This window comes from Enterobacter sp. 22452, from assembly GCF_052045065.1.
Taxonomy (GTDB): Bacteria; Pseudomonadota; Gammaproteobacteria; order Enterobacterales; family Enterobacteriaceae; genus Enterobacter; species Enterobacter mori.
This window is the reverse complement of sequence record NZ_JBQEOB010000002.1, coordinates 43,205-65,868: the sequence shown is the minus strand read 5'-3', so window position 1 is coordinate 65,868 and position 22,664 is coordinate 43,205. Positions and strand designations below refer to the sequence as shown.

Sequence of the window (22,664 nt, the reverse complement as noted above, 5' to 3'; positions counted from 1 at the left end):
GCCGGGCATCGCCCGGCTTTTTCGCACGCATACCTTTTGCTAACCCCACGATTTCCCGCCACAATATTGTATCGTCCCCGTTTAATCGCGACCCATGCAACGTCTTCACGCCTACCCCGACATCCGCGCGATGTTTCGCCGATTACTGATTGCCTCCGTCACCGGCGTGTTGGCCGCGCTGGCCGTTGCGGTATTCCGCCACAGCATGTATCTGCTGGAGTGGCTGTTTCTAAGCAACGACAGCGGCAGCCTGGTGAACGCCGCCGCCGCATTATCGCCCTGGCGACGGGTGCTGACGCCCGCGCTGGGCGGTCTGGCTGCCGGGCTGCTGCTCTGGGGATGGCAACGCTTTACCGCGCAGCGGCCTCACGCGCCAACCGATTATATGGAAGCGCTGGAAACCGAAGACGGACAGTTTGATTACGGTGCTAGCCTGGTGAAATCACTCGCTTCTTTGCTGGTGGTCGCCAGCGGCAGCGCCATCGGGCGTGAAGGGGCGATGATCCTGCTTGCCGCCCTCGCTGCTTCCCTGTTCGCCCGGCGTTTTACCCCTAAATCAGAATGGAAATTGTGGATTGCCTGCGGGGCCGCCGCCGGGATGGCCAGCGCCTACCACGCCCCCTTAGCCGGAAGCCTGTTCATCGCTGAGATCCTGTTTGGCACGCTGATGCTGGCCTCGCTCGGCCCGGTGGTGATTGCTGCGGTGGTCGCGCTGCTTACGACACGCCTGCTCAGCCCCGGCGCAAACACCCTTTATTTGGTTCACCTCAGCGAGAGCCTTACCGCGCTAGATTATTCCCTGATTGTCGGCATGGGACTGCTGGCCGGGCTGTGCGGTCCGCTGCTGATGTGGCTCATGGCCTACAGCCACGCTCTGTTTCTGCGCCTTAAGCTTTCGCCGCCGTGGCAGCTGGCGCTGGGCGGGCTGATCGTCGGGCTGCTGTCGCTGCTGACGCCGAAGGTGTGGGGGAATGGCTACAGTGTGGTTCAGGCTTTTCTTCTCGCCCCGCCGTTACTGTCGGTGATTGCAGGCGTGTTTATCTGTAAATTGCTGGCGGTCCTGGCAAGCAGCGGCTCGGGCGCGCCTGGCGGGGTGTTCACACCGACGTTATTTGTCGGCATGGCGACAGGAATGCTGTTTGCGCAGCTATCCGCGCTGTGGTTACCAGGTGCTGAGACGGCAATTTTGCTGGGGCTGGCAGGTATGGCAACGCTGCTGGCTGCCACGACGCATGCGCCGATTATGTCGGCACTGATGGTCTGTGAAATGACCGGGCAGTATTTTTTACTGCCCGGCTTGCTGGTCGCGTGCGTCGTCGCGTCGGTACTGTCGAGGACGTTACGCCACGACTCTGTCTACGGACCCCATACTGCTGAAAGCAGAGAGGTCGATGTACTGCGCTAATTCGCGCTGCTCGGCGCGCGGCAGGTAGGGCAATTCACCCACTAAAGGCCCGGGGAGTTTTTTGCTCAGCACATCGATGATTTCAGCGTAGTGCGCAAGCCCCGGATTAATACGGTTAGCCACCCAGCCCACCAGCGGCAGGCCGTCATTGGCAATGGCCTGTGCCGTCAGGAGGGCATGGTTGATGCACCCTTCCTGAATGCCGACCACCATCACCACGGGCAGCTGTTCCTGCACCACCCACTCGGAAAGCGGGCGTAAATCATTCATCAGGCTGCGCCAGCCGCCGGTACCTTCAACCACAACGTGGTCAACTTTCTCGCTCAGGCTCGCCAGACCGTCGGAAAGCAGGCTGTAGTTGATCAGACCGCTGTGCGCCACGCTGCTCTCATCCTCGCTCAGCGCGATAGGATTTACCGCGTGATAAGGTAATTCAATGGACGAAACGCTTTGCAGCACCAGGGCGTCTTTATTACGCAATCCGTCTGGCGTCTCTTTACTGCCTTTTGCGACCGGTTTGTACCCTGCCACGCGTTTACCGCTGGCTGCCAGAGACTGCAGCAATGCGCGGGATACGACGGTCTTGCCGACAGAGGTATCAGTACCAGTAACAAAGAAACGCTTAAGCATGACTCATTCCACCTCTTGGGTATGCTTCGAAAATATAAACCAGGTAAATAATTCAGTGGGGGAAGTCTACGGGATGCGTGCGCTACCCGGCTTGAGATAGCGCAATATTTCTTACATCTATGGAAAAGAGTTAACCCTGCAACAAACGGATCAGTAAAGAGCCGTTATACATCGCATCTTTCACCAGCGCGGCACCGGCCATGGTTCCCTGGTTCGAAAATTGGGTGCTTTCGACCGCGATGTTTTTACTGTACGCAGGAAGCGCCTGCTGGTTGATGCAGGCAGAAATCGCCGGAAAGAGAATCTCCGCCGCCTGGCTGAGCGGTGAACCAATCAGAATTTTTTGTGGGTTAAACAGATTGACCATAATGGCGAGAATGCGGCCCACGTTGTTACCGACGCCCGTGATGATATCTTTCGCCAGTAAATCCCCCTGTCGGGCTGCAGCGCAGAGAGAATCCACGGTAAGCGGCTGGCCGTGAAGCGAGGAGCTCATCGACTGGCTGAGCCTCACCTGCGCCAGCTCCAGCACGCTTTCGACGCTGGCAATGGTCTCCAGGCAGCCGTGGTTCCCGCAGTAGCAGCGTTTACCGTACGGGTCGACCTGCGTGTGACCGATTTCCACCAGGCTGCTGCTTCCGGCGTGCAGCAGGCGACCGTCGGTAATCACCCCCGCTCCCACGTTGTGATCAATCACCACCTGAATAACGTCGCGCGCGCCGCGAGATGCGCCAAACAGCGCCTCCGCCATGGTCCAGGCGCTGATATCATGCTGAATATAGACGGGTACGCCGGTATGGTTTTTCAGCACCTCACCCAGCGGCATCTCTTTGACATTGTCATAAAACGGCATGCGGTGCACGATGCCATTCTCGGTATCAATGATACCCGGCATGGTGATAGCAATCGCCGTTAATCGTTCAAGCCGCTGCTGATGACGAATAAAGAAGTGATCGATATGGGCCAGAATGGCGTCAAGAAGCGGTTGTTCCGCATCGAGCGGGAGCTCCAGCCGGTCTTCCACCACCAGCTTGCTGCTGAGATCGCGCAGTGCAAGGAAGATCTCCCCCCGGCTGATGCGCAGTGACAGGTAGTGCCATGCTTCCGTTTCTACCACCAGCCCGACAGCAGGACGTCCACGGCTGCCCGGCTCCTGTATTTCCGTCTCCTGGACCAGGTGGGCTTCCAGCATTTCGCGGACTATCTTGGTGATACTGGCGGGTGCCAGTTGTGCCAGGCGCGAAAGATCGATACGCGAAACCGGACCGAGCTGATCAATCAGGCGATACACTGCGCCTGCATTGGTCTGCTTAATCTGATCAATATGCCCTGGCTGGCTATCAGCAACCACCTCGTACTCCCTTATTTTCGAGCTTCGAAATAAACTGTTGGCTATGGTGAAGCACTTCACCAGGCGTCGTCAAATATTTACTTAGCCATGTGATTTACCGCACATTTTTACCCCAGTTTCCCTATAAATATCGCCCTGCCGAGGCTGTAATGAGCTGCTTTTTAAACCGCTGCGCCGCCTGACTCTGTTCGCGATGTTTTGACCAGACCAGCCACATCTCGGAAACCGCCTCTTTTTCGGCAATCGCCACCCAGCGCATTTCCTGCAATTGTACCCGCTTAAAGGACGCCGGGAGAATAGAAACCCCAAGCCCGGCGGCAACCAGACCAATAATGGTCATGGCCTCCCCCACTTCCTGAGTAATCACCGGGGCGAGATCGTGGCGACGCATCAGGCCCAAAATATCGTCATACAGACCGGTGCCGACCTGAGGGTCAAAAAAGACAAAGGGCTCTTTTGCCAGCTCTGCCAGCGTCACGGAAGCTTGCGACGCCAGAGGGTGATCCTGCGGGATCATCGCCATCAGGGGTTCGCGCAGGATCACCTGCCACGCCAGAGTATCCGGTAGCGCGGTATTACGCATCAGCCCCAGGTCGAGCGCCCCCTCGTTGAGCGGCGAAATTTGCTCGCGGGTGTTTATTTCGCGGGTCTGAATATGCACGTCCCGGAAATGGCGGCGGAACGATGAGAGGGTTTCTGAGACGGCGCTAATGAAGGGCGCCGACGAGGTAAAGCCGATCCGCAGTTCACCGGTCTCCCCCAGATACAGCCGCTCCGCCCTGGCAGCGGCGTCATCCACCATGCTCAGAATTTGCCTGCTGTCGGCCAGGAACTGCTTGCCCGCGGCGGTCAGGCTCACGCTACGGTTCGTACGCGCCAGCAGACGCGCCCCAACCTGCTGTTCGAGGATCTGAATTTGCTGGCTGAGCGGTGGTTGAGAGATGTTCAGCCTCGCCGCCGCACGGCCAAAATGCAGCTCCTCGGCTACCGCCACGAAGTAGCGTAAATGACGCAGTTCGATATTCATATTTTTAAAGTATCATTTGAGATTATTAATATATTAGACAGAATATTTACATTTTCCTACTCTGATCTTGTGGTCATACCCGTCACCAGAAATCACGGGGATGTTTAAGCAAGGAACATGTGTGAGTCGTACAACTACCATTGATATCACTCCGGCAAATGATATTGATGATTTACCTGCAGCATCTCAGCCGGTGCAGTTTATTAAACGTGGTACCCCTCAGTTTATGCGCATCACGCTGGCGCTTTTCTCAGCGGGTCTCGCAACCTTTGCCCTGCTCTATTGCGTTCAGCCGATCCTGCCCGTGTTGTCCCACGAGTTTGGCGTGTCGCCTGCCAGTAGCAGTATTTCGCTTTCTCTCTCCACCGGTATGCTGGCGGTCGGTCTGCTGTTCACCGGGCCGCTCTCAGATGCGATTGGCCGAAAGCAGGTCATGGTCACCGCACTGATGCTGGCCTCCGTCTGTACGCTGCTTTCGACGATGATGACCAGCTGGCACGGTATCCTGATAATGCGTGCGCTGATCGGGCTATCGCTGAGCGGCGTCGCGGCGGTCGGGATGACCTATCTCAGCGAGGAGATCCACCCGAGCTTTGTCGCCTTCTCTATGGGGCTGTACATCAGCGGGAACTCCATCGGCGGGATGAGCGGACGCCTGCTGAGCGGGGTGTTTACGGATTTCTTTAACTGGCGCATTGCGCTGGCGGTGATTGGCTGCTTTGCGCTCGCCTCTGCGCTGATGTTCTGGAAAATTCTGCCGGAATCACGTCACTTCCGCCCGGCGTCCCTGCGCCCCAAAACGCTGTTCATCAACTTCCGCCTGCACTGGCGTGATAAAGGGCTGCCGCGCCTGTTCCTGATGGGTTTTCTGCTGATGGGTTCGTTTGTCACGCTGTTTAATTACATTGGCTATCGCCTGATGCTATCTCCGTGGCATCTCAGCCAGGCGATGGTCGGCCTGCTTTCCGTCGCGTACCTCACCGGTACCTGGAGTTCGCCAAAAGCCGGAGCGATGACCGCACGCTACGGTCGTGGCCCGGTGATGCTGTTCTTCACGTCGGTGATGCTGCTCGGCCTTCTGCTGACGCTCTTCTCCTCTCTGTGGCTGATATTTGCCGGAATGCTGCTCTTCTCTGCAGGCTTTTTCGCCGCCCACTCGGTCGCCAGCAGCTGGATTGGCCCGCGCGCCCGTCGCGCAAAGGGCCAGGCGTCGTCGCTGTATCTGTTTAGCTATTACCTGGGATCAAGCATTGCCGGGACGCTCGGCGGCGTGTTCTGGCACAACTACGGCTGGAACGGCGTGGGCGGGTTTATCGCGCTGATGCTGTGCGCGGCGCTGCTGGTGGGGGGAAGTCTTCACAAACGTTTGAGATAATAAGCTTGCGAGCTGATGCCCGGTAAGAAGAGCGCTCCAGATAAACGGCACCAGCGTACTGGTGCCGTTTCACGTTCAGGAATCCCAGGCCTGCTCTATCTTACCGGCTTTAAACTGCGGAGGCGGTTTTCGGAAACGACGCGTTAGCCATGTCAGGTAAAGGATCCCCAGCGCTGCCCAGATGAGGCCAAGCGTCAGGGACGTCGCTTCGAGATTTATCCACAGCACGCCGACCGTTACGGCACCAATGATTGGCAGCAGGAAATAGTGGAACCGATCTTTCCACGTTTTGTTCAACCCCTTACGCCGCCAAAAATGGTTGTACACCGAGAGATTAACAAACGTAAACGCCACCAGCGCGCCAAAGTTGATCAACGCCGTCGCGGTCACGAGATCAAAGTACAGGGCCGACAGCGCCACTATCCCAACCATAATGACATTCAGGGCCGGAGTACGCCATTTCGGATGCACGTAGCCAAACACCCGCTCCGGAAAGACGTTGTCACGCCCCATCACATACAACAAGCGTGAGACGCTGGCGTGCGAGGCCAGGCCTGAAGCGAGCGTATTCACAAACGTGGTACACAGAAACACCGACTGGAAGAGTTTGCCGCCCACGTACAGTGCAATTTCCGGCAGCGCGGCGTCCGGGTTCTTAAAGCGCGCGATTGTCGGGAAAAAGAGCTGCATGAAAAACGAGGCAACAATGAATATCAGCCCGCCATACAGTGCGGTCAGGAAAATGGCCTTGGGAATAACTCGCGCCGCGTTTGGCGTCTCTTCCGACAGCGTGGTAACCGCGTCAAAGCCGAGGAAAGAGAAGCAAACGATAGTCGCGCCGGTAATAATAGGGAGCAGGTGTGCGTTCTCGCTGATAAACGGCTGGAGCGACCAAACCGTGCCGACGCCCTCCCCCTTGTGCAGGCCATGCACCACGAGTATGACAAACACCACCATGATGGCGACCTGCACCAGCACAAACAGGGTGTTAAAGTTGGCGACCAGGTTAACACTCTTCAGGTTCGCCAGCGTCATGATCGTCACAAACCCCACCACCCAGACCCACGGCGGGACTTCAGGGAACAACGCGGAAAGGTAGATCTTCGCCAGCAGCACGTTGATCATCGGCAGGAAGAGATAGTCCAGCAGCGATGACCAGCCGACCATAAAACCCAGGTGGGGTCCGATCGATTTCTGCGTGTAGGTGTATGCAGAGCCCGCTTCCGGGAACTGTCGCACCAGTTTGCCGTAGCTGATGGCGGTAAACATGACGCCAGCCAGCGCCAGGAGATACGAGGCGGGCACGTGGCCATTGCTGATACCGGACACAATGCCGAAGGTATCAAACACGGTCATGGGGGTGAGGTAAGCCAGCCCCATCATAACTACCTGCCAGAGCTTGAGGGAGCTGCGCAGCCGGGTTCTTCCGGCCATGCCCGGCGAATCAAGAGAGGTATTAGTCGCCATAAACCGTCCCCCCCATGCTTACCGTGGTTTGCACTTGCGTTGACCTTAACGCAAACCTGCTTAGCAAAGGGGGAAGTTGTAAAGAACACACGCTATCGTACCAGCGCACCGTCTCTGGCTCGCACTCACAGCAGGAGCCTGACTGGCCCCCTTCGCCCTGCGGATAGTTAAACATCTGCATCATTTCCTACCTCGTCACACAGTGTCGTTAAGAAAATCCCTGTGCCGCCTGCGCTCCATAACGCGACTCCCGGGAGATAGCTGGCGTGCCAGCGAACAGTTAGGCCAGGCTCCGCGCAGGCCGTTTGGTGATACGTATGCGATGAAAAAAAGCGGCCCCTTATCGGGGCACGTCATCAGGCGTTTTTCAGCATCCACTCAATTTCAGTTTCGGTAATCAGGCGTTCAAACTGCAGCAGTTCATCATTCTTGCAGGCGTGATAGACGTGGCAGAAACGTTCGCCCAGCCGCTCGCGAAGATGATCGTTTTGCATAAATTCCCACAGCGCATCGCTCTGGCGAATCGGGAATGGCAGTCCGTCCTGCTCCATACCATTGCCTTCAACTTCTTCCTGCAGTGGTAAATCGTTATCCAGCCCATGTAAAATGCCGGCAAAAATCGCCGCCATCACCAGATACGGATTCGCGTCTGCTCCCGCCACCCGGTACTCGACCCGATGGTTATGGCGATCGCCGCAGGGGATACGCAGGGCAACCGTGCGATTGTTGTGTCCCCATGACGCTTGCGTCGGCACGTACATCCCCGGCTGGAAACGGCGGTAGGAGTTGACGTTCGGTGCCAGCAGCGCCATGGACGCCGGCATCAGATCGATCATCCCAGCCAACGCGCGTTTCAGCAGCGCGGAATCCTCGCCGCTGGCGTCTGCGAGCACGTTTTCGCCTCTGTTGTTCTGCATGCTGATGTGGATATGCATCCCGCTGCCCGCATGCTCTTCATACGGCTTTGCCATAAACGTGGCGTGCATCTTATGTTTTTCCGCCATCTGCCTGACGAGTCGTTTCAGCGCCAGCGCATCATCGCAGGCATCAAGCACGTTTTCCGTATGGTGCAGGTTAATCTCAAACTGGCCCGGGGAGGCCTCAGCCACTGCCCCGTCGGCGGGGATCAACTGCAGCTGCGCCAGTTCGTCAATGTCATTCAGCACGTCAGCAAAGTGGTTCAGGTTATCAACCGAGTAGACCTGGCTCTGCGTGTTACGCACGTCGGTGCCCGGCGCGCAGGGTGGCTGCAGATAGCCCTCGGCATCGCGTTTACGGTCAAGCAAATAGAACTCCAGCTCTACCGCTACCACGGGGAACAGACCGCGCTGGCGCAGCTGCTGCCAGAGTCGGTTGAGTACGTTCCGCGGCTCAACGTCAAAGGGAGCGCCATCTTCATCGACCATGGTGAGCTGCACCTGACCAATGTACTCCGGGTCGGCGGCGGACGGCGTCAGGGTGCCCGGCACTGGCACGCAGATACAGTCCGGCTCGCCGAGCTCCTGCCCCAGGCCCGCCTCTTCCACGACGTTACCCAAAATGTCCATGGCGAAAACCGATGCCGGGAAATAGCAGCCTTTTTCAAGCTTGCTCAGTCCGGCAACCGGGATGCGTTTGCCGCGAAAACAGCCGTTCAGGTCGGTCAGGAGGACATCAATAAACTGGGTGTCAGGATACTTTTCTAAATAGCGCTTCACTTCCTGCGTAAAGGCGCTGCCCCGCCTCTCATCCGTGTGCTGCACAAAGTTCTCAACTTCTACGATATTGGTTTCCATGATTTACCACCGTTTTTGGATTTGCGTTCGCTGCTCTGGACTGTCAAATATAATGTCCACCCTATCGAATCTGTATGCAAACAAATTGTTTGTCAAATGTTAAATTAAGTTTGCAAAAGGCAGATCCCGTTGCTAGATTGAGAAAATATTGAACGAAAAGGCCGTTTAACAGGCGAGAATGGCCTAAATTTAGTCCACTTTGTGAGGGCGATCATGGAAAATATAATGAACAAGCCAGTTATTGGCGTGGTGATGTGTAGAAACAGGCTTAAGGGTCATGAGACCCAGACCCTGCAAGAAAAGTACCTGAACGCCATTTTTAACGCGGGGGGCTTACCTATTGCCTTACCGCATGCGCTGGCAGAGCCAGAGCTCATTACCGCTCTGCTGCCAACTCTGGACGGGATTTACCTGCCGGGCAGCCCTAGTAACGTGCAGCCGCACCTGTATGGTGAAAACGGCGATGAGCCTAACGCCGATCCCGGGCGAGATCTTCTGAGCATGGCGCTGATTGCTGCCGCGCTCGAAAGGCGCATCCCCATTTTCGCCATCTGCCGGGGGCTGCAGGAACTGGTTGTTGCAACGGGAGGGACGCTGTATCGTCGCCTGTTCGAGCAGAACGACCTGCTTGAGCACCGGGAAGATCCTGAACTGCCGGTTGAGCTACAATACGCCCCGTCTCATGAGGTTCAGGTTCAGGAGGGAGGACTGCTGTCTCAATTAATACCAGGCTGTAACACATTTTGGGTAAACTCGTTACACGGGCAAGGTGCACGAACGTTAGGACCACGGCTCCGCGTGGAGGCCCGCTCGACGGACGGGCTGGTCGAAGCGGTTAGCGTTCATGACCACCCTTTTGCCCTCGGCGTGCAATGGCACCCCGAATGGAACAGCAGCGAGTACGCCCTGTCACGCATGTTGTTTGAAGGTTTTATCACCGCCTGTCAAAGCCACGTTGCCGAGAAGCAACGGCTTTGACCACTATCGTAAAGGAAATGCAACTATGAGCGATGACGGACTGGCGCCAGGGAAACGTCTGTCAGAGATCCGCCAGCAGCTGGGTCTCTCGCAGCGGCGTGCCGCCGAACTGTCTGGGTTAACACACAGTGCCATCAGCACCATTGAGCAGGATAAAGTCAGTCCTGCCATCAGTACGCTGCAAAAGCTGCTGAAAGTTTATGGGCTGTCGCTCTCGGAATTCTTTTCGGAACCGGAAAAACCTGATGAACCGCAGGTGGTTATTAATCAGGAAGACCTTATCGAAATAGGCAGTCAGGGGGTTTCGATGAAGCTGGTTCATAACGGAAATCCGAACCGTACGCTGGCGATGATTTTTGAAACTTACCAGCCTGGAACCACGACCGGAGAGAGGATCAAACATCAGGGTGAGGAGATCGGTACGATACTGGAAGGTGAAATAGTGCTGACCATTAATGGCCAGCTTTATCACCTGGTTGCGGGGCAAAGCTATGCCATCAATACCGGCATACCGCACAGCTTCAGCAACACCTCGGCAGGCATTTGCCGCATTATCAGTGCCCACACCCCCACCACGTTCTAATTACCACTCAGTCCCGGCGTAAGCCCGCTTACGCCGGGACAAATAAAAACGATCAATGTCGGCATTTAACGGGTTAATTCCCGGGATGCCTCACGGCTTCGTATTGCCTGAAACGGCCATGCCTTTATTTATCTGATTGCGAAAGAAAGGAGTGAATATGCATTTTAAGCACCTGACTTACTGGCAGGATAAAGCAAAAAACAGCGCCATTGAGACTCGGCTATTTATTAACGGTGCCTATTGTGACGCCGCCGATAATGCCACGTTCGAAACCGTCAATTCCGCAACCCAACAGACGCTGGCATACGTGGCCCGGGGCAAGCAGGCGGACGTGGACCGTGCGGTTCAGGCCGCGCGCGAGGTATTTGAGCGCGGTGACTGGTCGCAGGCGTCTCCGGCGCAGCGCAAGGCCGTGCTAAATAAGCTCGCCGATTTGATGGAACGCCACGGCGAAGAGCTGGCCTTACTGGAAACGCTGGACACCGGTAAACCCATACGCCACAGCCTGCGCGACGATATTCCCGGCGCGGCTCGCGCCATTCGCTGGTACGCCGAAGCGGCGGATAAAGTCTACGGCGAAGTGGCGCCTACGGGTCCGGACGAGCTGGCAATGATCGTGCGCGAGCCCATCGGGGTTGTCGCGGCCATCGTCCCCTGGAACTTCCCGCTGCTGCTGGCCTGCTGGAAGCTGGGCCCGGCACTGATCGCGGGCAATAGCGTGGTATTGAAACCGTCGGAGAAATCGCCGCTCACCGCCCTGCGGCTGGCCGGGCTGGCGAAAGAGGCGGGCCTGCCGGACGGTGTGCTGAATGTGATAAGCGGTTACGGCCACGAAGCGGGCCAGGCGCTGGCACTGCATCCGGAGGTCGAGGTGCTGACGTTTACCGGCTCTACCCGTACCGGCAAGCAGCTATTGAAGGACGCGGGTGAAAGCAACATGAAGCGCGTCTGGCTCGAGGCTGGAGGCAAGAGTGCCAACATTATCTTTGCCGATTGTCCGGACCTGGACAAGGCCGTGAGCGCGACCGCCGCAGGAATTTTCTATAACCAGGGGCAAGTCTGTATCGCCGGTACCCGCCTGCTGCTCGAAGACAGCATCGCCGATGACTTCCTGGCAAAGCTAAAAGCGCAGGCTCGTCACTGGCAGCCGGGCGATCCGCTCGATCCCGACAGCACGATGGGAATGCTCATCGACGCTGCGCACGCCGATACCGTCCACACGTTCATCCGCGAGGGAACCCGGGAAGGTACGCTGCTGCTGGACGGGCGGGAACAGCTATGGCCTTCCGCAGTCGGTCCGACCATTTTTGTCGACATCGACCCCGCATCCCCGCTGTGCCGGGAGGAGATTTTCGGCCCGGTGCTGGTCGTCACCCGTTTTAAAACCGAAGAGGAAGCCTTAACGCTAGCCAACGACAGTGAATATGGGCTTGGCGCGGCGGTATGGACCCGCGATCTCTCCCGCGCGCACCGCATGAGCCGCCGCCTGAAAGCAGGCTCGGTCTTCGTCAATAACTATAACGACGGTGATATGACCGTACCCTTTGGCGGCTATAAGCAGAGCGGCAACGGCCGCGATAAGTCCCTGCACGCGCTGGAAAAATTTACCGAACTGAAAACCATCTGGATTGCCCTGGAGTCTCAATCATGACCGAACATACCACCAGCTACTACGCGGCCAGCGCGAACGCTTACGAACCTTTCCCGACGCTTAACGAGTCGATCAGCTGTGACGTGTGCGTGGTAGGCGGCGGCTATACCGGCCTCTCCTCCGCGCTGCATCTCGCCGAAATGGGCTACGATGTGGTGCTCCTTGAAGGGGCGCGCATCGGTTTCGGCGCCAGCGGACGCAACGGCGGCCAGCTGGTTAACTCCTACAGCCGCGATATCGACGTGATTGAAAAGAACTACGGACCCGACGCCGCCAGAGTCCTCGGGAGCATGATGTTTGAAGGCGGAGAGATCATCCGGGAGCGTATCCAGCGCTATCAGATCCAGTGCGACTATCGTCCCGGCGGGCTGTTTGTGGCGTTAAACCATAAGCAGCTGGAGACGCTGGAGGAGCAAAAAGCCAACTGGGAACGCTACGGCAACACGCAACTGGAGCTGCTGGACGCCAACGCCATCCGCCGGGAAGTCGATAGCGAGCGCTATACCGGCGCGCTGCTGGACCGCAGCGGGGGGCATATTCATCCGTTGAATCTGGCAATCGGCGAAGCGGACGCCATTCGCCTGAACGGCGGGCGGGTGTATGAACAGTCCCCGGTGATCGCCATTCAGCACACCAGCCCGGCCGTGGTGAGCACGCAGCATGGCCAGGTGACGGCCCGCTACGTGATCGTCGCCGGGAATGCCTATCTGGGCGATAAGATAGAACCGGAACTAGCAAAACGCAGCATGCCCTGCGGCACCCAGGTGGTGACCACCGCCCCGCTGCCGGAAGAGGTCGTCCGCTCGCTGATCCCCAATAACTACTGCGTAGAAGATTGCAACTACCTGCTGGATTACTATCGTCTCACAGCCGACAACCGCCTGCTGTACGGCGGTGGCGTAGTCTACGGCGCGCGCGATCCGGACGACGTCGAACGCATGGTGATGCCAAAGCTGCTGAAAACCTTCCCTCAGCTGGCAGGCGTCAAAATCGACTACCGCTGGACGGGCAACTTCCTGCTGACCCTGTCGCGCATGCCGCAGTTTGGTCGTCTGGATAAAAACATCTATTACATGCAGGGCTACAGCGGCCACGGCGTGACCTGCACCCACCTGGCCGGACGGCTGATCTCAGAACTGTTGCGCGGTGACGCTGAGCGCTTTGATGCGTTTGCCAACCTCCCGCACTACCCCTTCCCGGGCGGTCGCAGCCTGCGGATTCCATTCACGGCGATGGGCGCGGCGTATTACAGCCTGCGCGATCGTCTTGGCGTATGATCGTTTCGACAAAAGGGTATCTGACATGAATAACCAGGAATTTCATCAGCGCAGACTTTCTGCCACCCCGCGCGGCGTAGGCGTAATGTGTGATTTCTTTGCCCGCACGGCGGAGAATGCCACGCTTACCGACGTGGAAGGCAACGACTATATTGATTTCGCCGCAGGGATCGCGGTACTGAATACCGGCCATCGTCATCCTGAACTGGTGGCCGCAGTGGAAAAACAGCTTCACCAGTTCACCCACACGGCCTACCAGATTGTGCCGTATGAAAGCTACGTTTCATTAGCCGAAAAACTTAACGAGCTGGCCCCGGTGCAGAGCCCGGCCAAAACGGCGTTCTTCACCACGGGCGCGGAAGCGGTGGAAAATGCCATTAAAATCGCCCGGGCCCACACCGGCAGACCGGGTGTGATTGCCTTCGGGGGAGGTTTTCACGGCCGAACCTATATGACCATGGCGTTAACCGGCAAGGTCGCGCCCTATAAGCTGGGATTTGGCCCCTTCCCGGGGTCGGTTTATCACGTGCCGTATCCCTCCGAGCTGCACGGCATCACGACGCAGGATGCCGTCACGGCGATAGAACGCCTGTTCAAAGCGGATATTGAGGCGAAACAGGTGGCGGCGATTATTTTTGAACCCATTCAGGGCGAAGGCGGATTCAACGTCGCCCCGCCAGAGCTGGTGGCCGCCATCCGCCGCATCTGTGACGAACACGGGATCGTGATGATTGCCGACGAAGTGCAGAGCGGCTTCGCCCGTACGGGCAAACTGTTTGCCATGGAACACTACGCGGACAAGCCTGACCTGATGACGATGGCTAAAAGCCTGGCAGGCGGAATGCCGCTGTCCGGCGTGGTAGGCCGCGCCGGGATCATGGACGCGCCGGCTCCCGGCGGTCTGGGGGGGACCTATGCAGGCAACCCGCTGGCGGTGGCCGCCGCGCACGCGGTGCTGAAAATTATCGACAACGAGTCACTGTGCGCGCGCGCCTGTCATCTGGGCGATCGACTGAAAGCCACGCTGGAAGAGATTCAGGGCACCTTCCCTGCGCTCGTGGCGATAAGGGGGAGAGGATCGATGATTGCGGCGGAGTTTTTTGATCCCGAGAGCCGTGAACCTTCGGCCGCCATCGCGCAGGCGATCCAGCAAAAGGCGCTCGCTCAGGGCCTGCTGCTGTTGATCTGCGGCCAGTACGGCAACGTGATCCGCTTCCTTTATCCGCTGACCATTCCGGATGCCCAGTTCACTCAGGCGCTGGCGATCCTGCAACAGGTTATGCGCGATAAGGCCTAAGCGCCCTCTGAAAACCGTCTGCCGGAATGCCGGCGACGGTTTCAACGGTGGAGGTCTGCATAGATTTCCTCCGCGTGGGAAATGTTGGGGAATTTGGTCTGTTTCATTGTATGCTCCCTGAAACACATCCCTGGCAAGAGGAAATAAGAATTGCAAAAAACATCCGCCTATCAGTCACTTGTGAAAACCTTCCAGCGTCTCTCCCGCTTCTCCCACCTCTCCTCCATCGCCAGCTGGGACATGTTCACCATGATGCCGCCGGGCGGCAGCGCCGCGCGCGGTGAAGCGCTGGCGGAGATGAGCGTCCTGCAACATCAGATCCTGACCGATAAAAAAGTGGGTGACTGGCTGGCTGCAGCGGCAAGCGAAGACCTGAATGATGTCGAACAGGCCAACCTGCGTGAAATGACGCGCCATTATCAACAAGCAACATTGCTGCCCGAATCGCTGGTGGAAGCCAAATCGCTGGCAGGCAGCAAATGCGAGCACGCGTGGCGTACTCAGCGCCCCGCCAACGACTGGCAGGGGTTTTCCGCCAACCTGAAAGAGGTGGTGAAACTGAGCCGCGAAGAGGCTCGCCTGCGCGCCGACGCCAAAGGCTGTTCGCCCTACGACGCGCTGCTCGATATTTTTGAACCAGACATGACGAGCGCGCGTCTGGACGTGCTGTTCGGCGACATGAAATCCTGGCTGCCGGACCTCCTGGCAAACGTCGTGGAAAAACAGGCTCAGCGGTCGTTCGTTCCGCCGCAGGGCCCTTTCCCGACCGCGACGCAGCGTGAGCTGGGTCTGGAAGCCATGAAGATGCTCGGCTTCGATTTTAACGGCGGTCGTCTGGACGTGAGCGCCCACCCGTTCTGCGGCGGCGTGCCGGAAGACGTGCGTATCACCACGCGCTACGACGAGGACGAGCTGCTAAGCGCGCTGTTTGGCGTGATCCACGAAACCGGACATGCGCGCTACGAACAAAACCTGCCGCGCGCCTGGGCCGGACAGCCCGTGGCGCTGGCGCGCTCAACGGCAATCCACGAATCTCAGAGCCTGTTCTTTGAGATGCAGCTTGGACGTAGCGAGGCCTTCCTGAAGCATCTGCTCCCTGCCGTTCACGCCCGCTTTGGCAGCCAGGCTGCGTTCAGCGAAGAGAACTTTATCGCCTGGAACCAGCGCGTGAAGCCGGGCTATATCCGCGTTGATGCGGACGAAGTGAGCTACCCGGCGCACGTGGTGCTGCGCTATGAAATTGAACGCGCGTTGATCAACGGCGACATTGAGGTGGACGACATTCCGGCGCTGTGGGATGAGAAAATGCAGGCCTGGCTTGGGCTATCGACCAAAGATAACTATCGCAACGGCTGTATGCAGGATATCCACTGGACCGACGGCGGCTTTGGGTATTTCCCGTCGTACACGCTGGGTGCGATTTACGCTGCGCAGCTTTTCCACGCCGCGAAAACGGCGCTTCCGGGTCTGCAGGCGTCTATTGCTGACGGCGATTTCTCAGCGCTGTTCGACTGGCTGCGCCAGAACGTCTGGCAGCACGGCAGCCGGTTTAGCACCTCTCAGCTGATTACCCAGGCGACGGGGGAAGATCTGAATATCCGCTACTTCCGCGAACATCTGACCTCGCGCTATTTGTAATGCATTCTGCCGGAGCACGCTCCGGCAACCTCCTCCCTTCGATGCAATAAGAATATGATTAAGCACATATCTTTACGCACTTGCCTGATGTATTAATTCTTCTTCCGGTCAACACCTACAAACCTTATCAGACCGGGAAAAAATAAAGGGATGAATGATGAAAGGCATAATGAAAACGGTGGCGCTGGCCATGCTGTGTGCGACCAGTTTTAGCACGCTGGCCGCTGCTGATAACACACCCAAAGAAGCGTACGACGATATTACCCACTCACTGGCAGACCTCCAGCCTATTACCTTTCAGGCACATGCTGAAAAGTACAAGCTGATTGTGTTTATTGATAATCAGTGTGGTTACTGTAGCGACGTGGTGAAAAACGTTAAACACTATACCGATGCGGGTTTGACTCTGTCGTTTTTAACCGTCGCGCCTCCTGCCATTCACGACGCTGTGATTGAAGATATGGGCAGGGTCTGGTGTTCCGGTGATAAGGCGAAAAGCCTGCAGAATGCGATGAAAGGGTATTTACCGAATAACGAGACGACTCCAACCTGTTCCGATCTGGTCACGCGCCAGTCTGCTCTGGCCGACAGGCTGGGCATCAATGTCACACCGTTTATGGTCGTGGTGGAGCCTGCATCTCGCTCGATTGTGGGGAGTCAGTCCCCCGCGGCTATTCTTGCCGCGCTGAAGTAATAACGCGTAAGGGCGGATGAATGGCGCGCGAACGCGATTGATCCGCAATGTACAAACGGTTACACGCCGATACCAATCACTCACGGAAACCCCGAGTTTACAGGGATATAGTTCTTTCAACGGCCCCGCAGTGGGGTTAAATGAAAAACCAAATTCGAGGGTATGAAAATGAAAAAAGTATTAGCTCTGGTTGTTGCCGCTGCTATGGGTCTGTCTTCTGCTGCATTTGCTGCTGAAACTACCGCGACCGCAACACCTGCTGCGGCTCCAGCTGCAACCACCACCGCTGCGCCAGCCAAAGCGGTTCACCATAAGAAACATCACAAAGCAGCAAAACCTGCTGCAGAGCAGAAAGCCCAGGCCGCTAAAAAGCACCACAAAAAAGCGACCAAACCTGCTGTAGAGCAGAAAGCGCAGGCGGCTAAAAAGCATCACAAAAAAGCAGTAAAACACGAAGCTGCTAAACCAGCTGCACAGCCAGCTGCGTAAGAGTACAAGCTAAACCGTGCCCTTCGGGGCACGTTGGTAAACCGGCGCTGAACCGACCAGTTCCGCGCCGTTTTTTTATCCGGAGGGCGTATGCTGCGGCGCTATCGGTTTGAGCTCATTCTTATCTTGCTTATTTTATGCGCGCTCATCGCAAGCCAGTTTTATCTTTCCTGATTGTAGCACGCTGATTTTACTCCCACTTTCGCGCTGTCCCGTCTATAGTATTTTCATAGGGTTCACTTTTAATAATCATAATTACCCCACCAGAGTGTGATATGCGTAAATCTGTTGTGTTGTTACTGGGAACGTTTGGTCTTTTTTCAGGATTCTTACATGCGGACGATGGTGATGAAGACGCTATCAGCGCCAAAGAGGTCAAGACCCTTTTTTTTGGTCATGATGACCGCACGTGGGTTACCGATCCGACGCAGGCCCCCTGGGATGCCATAGGACAACTGCAAACGGCCAGCGGTAACTTATGTACCGCAACATTAATTACGCCTCAACTGGCACTGACGGCCGGTCATTGCCTTCTCATGCCGCCAGCCGGTAAACCGGATAAAGCTATCGCCCTGCGCTTTGTGTCGCAAAAAGGGGTCTGGCGCTATGAGATCCACGGCATTGAAGGACGGGTTGATCCCTCTCTGGGTAAACGCTTAAAACCGGATGGTGAGGGCTGGATTGTGCCCCCTGCCGCCGCATCCTGGGATTTTGGGCTGATTGTTCTGCGTTATCCGCCATCGGGTATCACACCCCTGCCCTTATTCGACGGTGACAAAGCCGCGCTGACGGCGGCACTGAAAGCCGTCGACCGAAAAGTGACGCAATCCGGCTACCCGGTCGATCACCTTGATTCTCTCTACACGCATACGGACTGCACGGTCACTGGCTGGGCGCAAAGCAGCGTGCTCTCGCATCAGTGCGATACGCTACCGGGTGACAGCGGATCACCGCTGATGTTGAAAACCGAGAATGGCTGGCAGTTGATTGGTGTTCAAAGCTCTGCCCCATCCGCCAAAGACAGATGGCGCGCCGATAACCGTGCCCTGTCGGTTACCGGTTTTCGCGACAAGCTGGAAGCGCTCGCGCAGCAATAAAAAAGGCAGCGAATATCGCTGCCTGAAGAGGATGTCGAAACTGACATCAGGCGAGTTTTATCATAATCATACCTGCGAGCAGCAGGACCAGGCCGATCCAGCCTTTGTGATTCAAACGCTGACCGAACAGGATCCAGCCTGCTGCCAGGGTGGCGGCGATACCGAAGCCACCCCACAGCGCATAGGCCACCGAAAGATCGATCCCTTTCACCGCCTGCGACAGGGCGCTAAATGCCCCCAGCACGGCGGCAATGGACATCAGGCCATAAAACTTACGGCGAAAACCGTCAGAGAATTTCAAAAAGACGTTAGCCACGATTTCCAGTACGATGGCCAGCGCCAGCCAGGCCGCGTGGATCCATTCAAACTGCTGCATGAGCCTGCTCCTTCTGCTGTTTTGTCGGTTTACGTGTACCCGATTTAATCAGCACGATCCCTACCACCAGCGTGGTTAACCCGGCAATTTTCATTGTCGACAAGGTTTCGTCAAATATCATGACGCTGAACAGCGTGATCAATAAAATACCGATACCTTCCCACAGGGCATACGCGACACCCAGCGCGATTTTTTTTACCGCAAATGAGAGGAAAATATAGGAAAGGGTAATCATCACCAGCATTAAAATAAAACCGGTATTACCATCGCTCACGCTTGCCCATTTCATCGACAGGGTGCCGGTAATTTCAGCGATAATAGCCAGGGCTAATAAAATCCAGTAAAACATGTTCTTCTCCTGCTTGAGAATATAATCCATCGTGGCTCGCGTTGGACAGCAAACCAAAAAATATGAAATGAAATCAGACAGCTAAGCGCAGGGCGCCAGCTCAGGCAGAAGACGTGACTACAGCGCGTTGCGCCAGTGTTGCTCACCAGACAGAAGGCAGAAGGAAGTGGAGAATACAGCGGTGTTTGTTGAAAAATACGTCCTGAACAAATTGTCCATAAAATTACAATTATCCGCGTTGTTGCTTCTCGTCTTTGCGGATGAAAATTGTCCTCGGTAGTTGAACACGCTAGATTTGTACCATAAGCCAGGGTTTTACTCAAAGTCTTTTCATTTCTTTACCCATCCCGTTTGATTTTGGTTAGTTTTTTTACTCGGATAATGCATCTATTATAAATAAAACATTATTCAGGAACTTCCATGGCTAAACCCATCATTACCCTTAACGGGCTGAAGATTGTCATTATGCTGGGCATGCTGGTAATCATATTGACCGGCGTTCGTTTTGCAGCCGACATCATTGTGCCATTTATTCTGGCGCTTTTTATTGCGGTGATCCTGAACCCGCTGGTACAGCGCCTGGTGCGGCTACGCGTTCCCCGCGTGCTGGCGATCACGCTGCTCATCAGCATTATCATCGTTGTCATGGTGCTACTGGTGGCCTATCTCGGGACATCGTTGAACGAGCTGGCGCGTACGCTACCAAAATACCGTTCTTCGCTGGCGATCCCGCTCCTGCAACTCGAGCCCTGGCTGCAGCGGGCAGGTATTGAGGTCTCGGTTGAGGAACTGCTGAAGTATATCGATCCGAATGCCGCCATGACCCTCGTTACCAGCCTGCTGGCGCAACTCTCTAACGCTATGACATCCATTTTCCTGCTGTTTTTGACGGTCGTGTTTATGCTGCTGGAAGTGCCACAACTGCCCGCAAAGCTGCAGCAAATCATGGTTCGTCCGGTAGAAGGTATGGGGGCGATTCAGCGCGCGCTGGACAGCGTTTCACGCTATCTGGTGCTGAAAACCGCCATCAGCCTGGTGACTGGCCTGGTGGTCTGGGGGATGCTCGTCGCGCTGGATGTCCGCTTCGCTTTCGTCTGGGGATTGCTGGCCTTTGCCCTCAATTACATTCCTAACATCGGTTCCGTGCTGGCGGCGATCCCCCCTATTCTTCAGGCGCTGGTGTTCAGTGGGCTTTATGATGCGCTGGTTCTGTTAGCGGGTTATCTGGCGATCAACCTGGTGTTCGGGAACATTCTTGAACCACGCATGATGGGCCGCGGGCTGGGGCTTTCCACGCTGGTGGTGTTCCTGTCCCTGATATTCTGGGGCTGGCTGCTGGGTCCTGTGGGTATGCTGCTTTCTGTTCCACTGACGATCATCGTGAAGATTGGGCTGGAGCAAACGGCGGGCGGGCAAAGCATCGCCGTGCTGCTAAGCGATATGGATCATCGCTAGCCCCTCCATCGCCCTGCACCAGACTCTGGATCGCCGAATCGGCGATCCAGAGTGCCCGGGACATCATCTCCAGCCCATTTCCGGTGCGACATGCTTCAGAATGGACTCAATAACATGTGCGTTATAGTCCACGCCCAGCTGGTTCGGCACGGTCAGCAAGAGCGTATCCGCCTCGGCGATGGCCTCATCCTTTTTCAACTGTTCGATCAGCGCGTCAGGCTCTGCGGCATAGCTGCGACCGAAAATAGCGCGCGTTTTCTCATCAAGATAACCGACACTATCGCTCTCATTGCGGCTTGAACCGAAATACATCCGGTCGCGGTCATCCATCAGGGCAAAAATGCTGCGGCTGACCGACACGCGTGGCTGACGGGTATGCCCCGCGTCGGCCCAGGCCTGCCGATACGCGCGGATCTGTTTTGCCTGCTGAATATGAAACGGCTCGCCGGTTTCATCGTCTTTCAGCGTGGAGCTTTGCAAATTCATTCCGAGCGTGGCGGCCCATACCGCGGTCGCATTCGACCCCGCGCCCCACCAGATACGGTCCCGCAAGCCTTCGGAATGCGGTTCCAGACGCAATAACCCTGGCGGGTTCGGGAACATCGGCTGTGGATTCGGTTTTGCAAATCCTTCTCCGCGCAGCACCTCGAGCAGCACCTCGGTATGACGGCGCGCCATATCCGATTCGTCTTCCCCTTCCTGCGGGACATAGCCAAAATGACGCCAGCCATCAATGACCTGCTCCGGGGAACCGCGGCTGATGCCAAGCTGTAAACGACCGCCGGAAATGAGATCCGCTGCCCCCGCGTCCTCGGCCATATACATCGGGTTCTCATAGCGCATGTCGATCACGCCCGTACCGATTTCAATACGTTTGGTTTTTGCACCTATCGCCGCCAGTAAGGGGAACGGCGAGCTCAGCTGGCGGGCAAAGTGGTGTACGCGGAAATAGGCACCGTCTGCTCCCAGCTCTTCGGCCGCCACGGCCAAATCAATAGACTGCAGCAGCGTGTCTGCCGCCGAGCGCGTACCGGACTGCGGCGATGGCGTCCAGTGACCAAAGGATAAAAACCCGATCTTTTTCATGACGCTGTGTCCTGATAATGCTTTGCGTTGTACCTACTTTACGCATTACCGGGTGAGAATAAATGGCGTTTATTTAACGGAGTGATTCAAATAAATTGACAGAATTGAGCAGTGCGTCATTACGCGCCATAATGGGATATAATATTTCCCCACTCTTTTCATGGCAGGTAAAACCGGCAATGGCTTTGATCCCCAAAAACTACGCGCGGCTGGAAAGCGGCTATCGCGAAAAAGCTTTAAAAATCTACCCATGGGTCTGCGGACGCTGCTCGCGGGAGTTTGTCTATTCCAACCTGCGTGAACTGACGGTTCACCATATCGATCACGACCATACTAATAACCCGGAAGATGGCAGCAACTGGGAGCTGTTGTGCCTGTTTTGCCATGACCATGAGCACTCAAAATACACCGAAGCGGATCAGTACGGTACTACCGTCGTGGCCGGTGAAGACGCGCAAAAAGACGTGGGCGTCGCCACGTTTAACCCGTTTGCCGATTTAAAAGCGATGATGAACAAGAAGAAGTAACAACGCCAGGAATGGCGTTTTTCGCGGGTTACTACTTCTTCAGGTTTTGCTCACTCCGATGTTCTTAGAGAGGCTCACGCATAGACATACACATAGTAGGTTATGACGTATATCCCCGCGATCGCTACTCCTGCCGT

At 56.4% G+C, this 22,664-nt stretch carries 23 protein-coding genes; 13 read left to right on the top strand and 10 right to left on the bottom strand.

Going from position 1 to position 22,664, the window contains the following annotated elements; genetic code table 11:
* Nucleotides 1-94 precede the first annotated feature (94 nt).
* Nucleotides 95-1,405, top strand: a complete 1,311-nt coding sequence (gene clcB / locus ACTJJA_RS05580; RefSeq protein WP_440666659.1) for a voltage-gated ClC-type chloride channel ClcB — start codon at nt 95-97, stop codon at nt 1,403-1,405.
* On the opposite strand, the gene bioD is transcribed toward clcB, so the two are convergent.
* The 3 genes from bioD to ACTJJA_RS05565 all read right to left on the bottom strand — a co-directional run bounded on the left by bioD (nt 1,340) and on the right by ACTJJA_RS05565 (nt 4,413).
* Nucleotides 1,340-2,035 (bottom strand): dethiobiotin synthase, encoded by a 696-nt coding sequence (gene bioD, locus ACTJJA_RS05575; RefSeq protein ID WP_042714599.1) that lies wholly within the window; start codon nt 2,033-2,035, stop codon nt 1,340-1,342. The two genes, clcB and bioD, sit on opposite strands and share 66 nt — an antisense overlap.
* A 130-nt stretch (nt 2,036-2,165) precedes the next feature.
* Complete coding sequence (mlc, locus tag ACTJJA_RS05570) at nt 2,166-3,386, bottom strand: sugar metabolism global transcriptional regulator Mlc (protein WP_440666657.1); 1,221 nt, start codon at nt 3,384-3,386, stop codon at nt 2,166-2,168.
* Nucleotides 3,387-3,507: 121 nt separating this feature from the next.
* Nucleotides 3,508-4,413, bottom strand: coding sequence for a LysR family transcriptional regulator (locus tag ACTJJA_RS05565; protein ID WP_440666655.1), 906 nt, complete (start codon nt 4,411-4,413; stop codon nt 3,508-3,510).
* Nucleotides 4,414-4,534: 121 nt separating this feature from the next.
* On the opposite strand from ACTJJA_RS05565, the gene ACTJJA_RS05560 reads away from it, so the two are divergent.
* On the top strand, nt 4,535-5,788 hold the full coding sequence (locus ACTJJA_RS05560; protein ID WP_440666653.1) for an MFS transporter: 1,254 nt from the start codon (nt 4,535-4,537) through the stop codon (nt 5,786-5,788).
* Nucleotides 5,789-5,863: 75 nt separating this feature from the next.
* Here ACTJJA_RS05560 and ACTJJA_RS05555 read toward each other — a convergent pair whose 3' ends face one another.
* The 3 genes from ACTJJA_RS05555 to ACTJJA_RS05545 form a co-directional block, all read right to left on the bottom strand.
* Nucleotides 5,864-7,255 (bottom strand): APC family permease, encoded by a 1,392-nt coding sequence (locus ACTJJA_RS05555; RefSeq protein WP_100166805.1) that lies wholly within the window; start codon nt 7,253-7,255, stop codon nt 5,864-5,866.
* On the bottom strand, nt 7,245-7,430 hold the full coding sequence (locus ACTJJA_RS05550; RefSeq protein WP_440667698.1) for a YmjE family protein: 186 nt from the start codon (nt 7,428-7,430) through the stop codon (nt 7,245-7,247). The genes ACTJJA_RS05555 and ACTJJA_RS05550 overlap by 11 nt, the downstream gene beginning before the upstream one ends.
* A gap of 181 nt (nt 7,431-7,611) precedes the next feature.
* Complete coding sequence (locus tag ACTJJA_RS05545) at nt 7,612-9,030, bottom strand: glutamine synthetase family protein (RefSeq protein ID WP_440666650.1); 1,419 nt, start codon at nt 9,028-9,030, stop codon at nt 7,612-7,614.
* 213 nt (nt 9,031-9,243) lie between these two features.
* Here ACTJJA_RS05545 and puuD point away from each other — a divergent pair, with 213 nt between their 5' ends.
* The 9 genes from puuD (at nt 9,244) to ACTJJA_RS05500 (ending at nt 18,734) form a co-directional block, all read left to right on the top strand.
* Nucleotides 9,244-10,008, top strand: coding sequence for a gamma-glutamyl-gamma-aminobutyrate hydrolase (gene puuD, locus ACTJJA_RS05540; protein ID WP_440666648.1), 765 nt, complete (start codon nt 9,244-9,246; stop codon nt 10,006-10,008).
* 25 nt (nt 10,009-10,033) lie between these two features.
* Entirely contained in the window at nt 10,034-10,591 is a 558-nt protein-coding gene (gene puuR / locus ACTJJA_RS05535) for an HTH-type transcriptional regulator PuuR (protein WP_221549863.1), read from the top strand.
* 157 nt (nt 10,592-10,748) lie between these two features.
* On the top strand, nt 10,749-12,242 hold the full coding sequence (gene puuC, locus ACTJJA_RS05530; protein WP_440666647.1) for an aldehyde dehydrogenase PuuC: 1,494 nt from the start codon (nt 10,749-10,751) through the stop codon (nt 12,240-12,242).
* Nucleotides 12,239-13,519 carry an NAD(P)/FAD-dependent oxidoreductase gene (locus tag ACTJJA_RS05525; protein WP_440666645.1) on the top strand — a complete coding sequence of 427 codons (1,281 nt, stop codon included), beginning with the start codon at nt 12,239-12,241 and terminating at the stop codon, nt 13,517-13,519. Before puuC ends, ACTJJA_RS05525 begins: the two co-directional genes overlap by 4 nt.
* A gap of 25 nt (nt 13,520-13,544) precedes the next feature.
* Nucleotides 13,545-14,816 (top strand): 4-aminobutyrate transaminase, encoded by a 1,272-nt coding sequence (puuE, locus tag ACTJJA_RS05520; protein WP_440666643.1) that lies wholly within the window; start codon nt 13,545-13,547, stop codon nt 14,814-14,816.
* A 150-nt stretch (nt 14,817-14,966) separates the two neighbouring features.
* Nucleotides 14,967-16,454, top strand: coding sequence for a carboxypeptidase M32 (locus ACTJJA_RS05515; RefSeq protein WP_440666641.1), 1,488 nt, complete (start codon nt 14,967-14,969; stop codon nt 16,452-16,454).
* Between the two features lie 154 nt (nt 16,455-16,608).
* Nucleotides 16,609-17,148 carry a thioredoxin fold domain-containing protein gene (locus ACTJJA_RS05510; protein WP_440666640.1) on the top strand — a complete coding sequence of 180 codons (540 nt, stop codon included), beginning with the start codon at nt 16,609-16,611 and terminating at the stop codon, nt 17,146-17,148.
* Between the two features lie 168 nt (nt 17,149-17,316).
* Nucleotides 17,317-17,637, top strand: coding sequence for an acid resistance repetitive basic protein Asr (asr, locus tag ACTJJA_RS05505; RefSeq protein WP_029485059.1), 321 nt, complete (start codon nt 17,317-17,319; stop codon nt 17,635-17,637).
* Between the two features lie 275 nt (nt 17,638-17,912).
* A complete protein-coding gene (locus ACTJJA_RS05500) occupies nt 17,913-18,734 on the top strand; it encodes a trypsin-like serine peptidase (RefSeq protein ID WP_440666637.1) in 822 nt (273 codons plus the stop codon).
* Nucleotides 18,735-18,780: 46 nt separating this feature from the next.
* Here the strand turns inward: ACTJJA_RS05500 and mdtI are convergent, their stop codons facing one another.
* The 3 genes from mdtI to ACTJJA_RS05485 all read right to left on the bottom strand — a co-directional run bounded on the left by mdtI (nt 18,781) and on the right by ACTJJA_RS05485 (nt 19,747).
* On the bottom strand, nt 18,781-19,110 hold the full coding sequence (mdtI, locus tag ACTJJA_RS05495) for a multidrug/spermidine efflux SMR transporter subunit MdtI (RefSeq protein ID WP_010430539.1): 330 nt from the start codon (nt 19,108-19,110) through the stop codon (nt 18,781-18,783).
* Complete coding sequence (gene mdtJ / locus ACTJJA_RS05490; RefSeq protein ID WP_010430538.1) at nt 19,097-19,459, bottom strand: multidrug/spermidine efflux SMR transporter subunit MdtJ; 363 nt, start codon at nt 19,457-19,459, stop codon at nt 19,097-19,099. Before mdtJ ends, mdtI begins: the two co-directional genes overlap by 14 nt.
* A gap of 117 nt (nt 19,460-19,576) precedes the next feature.
* Complete coding sequence (locus tag ACTJJA_RS05485; RefSeq protein WP_085928911.1) at nt 19,577-19,747, bottom strand: protein YdgV; 171 nt, start codon at nt 19,745-19,747, stop codon at nt 19,577-19,579.
* Between the two features lie 132 nt (nt 19,748-19,879).
* On the opposite strand from ACTJJA_RS05485, the gene ACTJJA_RS05480 reads away from it, so the two are divergent.
* The gene (locus ACTJJA_RS05480; RefSeq protein WP_100166815.1) at nt 19,880-20,914 is read left to right on the top strand and encodes an AI-2E family transporter; all 1,035 of its coding nucleotides are present in this window, start codon (nt 19,880-19,882) and stop codon (nt 20,912-20,914) included.
* Nucleotides 20,915-20,977: 63 nt separating this feature from the next.
* On the opposite strand, the gene ACTJJA_RS05475 is transcribed toward ACTJJA_RS05480, so the two are convergent.
* Nucleotides 20,978-22,000, bottom strand: a complete 1,023-nt coding sequence (locus tag ACTJJA_RS05475) for an LLM class flavin-dependent oxidoreductase (RefSeq protein WP_010430534.1) — start codon at nt 21,998-22,000, stop codon at nt 20,978-20,980.
* A gap of 179 nt (nt 22,001-22,179) precedes the next feature.
* Here ACTJJA_RS05475 and yajD point away from each other — a divergent pair, with 179 nt between their 5' ends.
* Nucleotides 22,180-22,527, top strand: a complete 348-nt coding sequence (gene yajD / locus ACTJJA_RS05470; protein WP_006808895.1) for an HNH nuclease YajD — start codon at nt 22,180-22,182, stop codon at nt 22,525-22,527.
* Nucleotides 22,528-22,664: the final 137 nt, after the last annotated feature.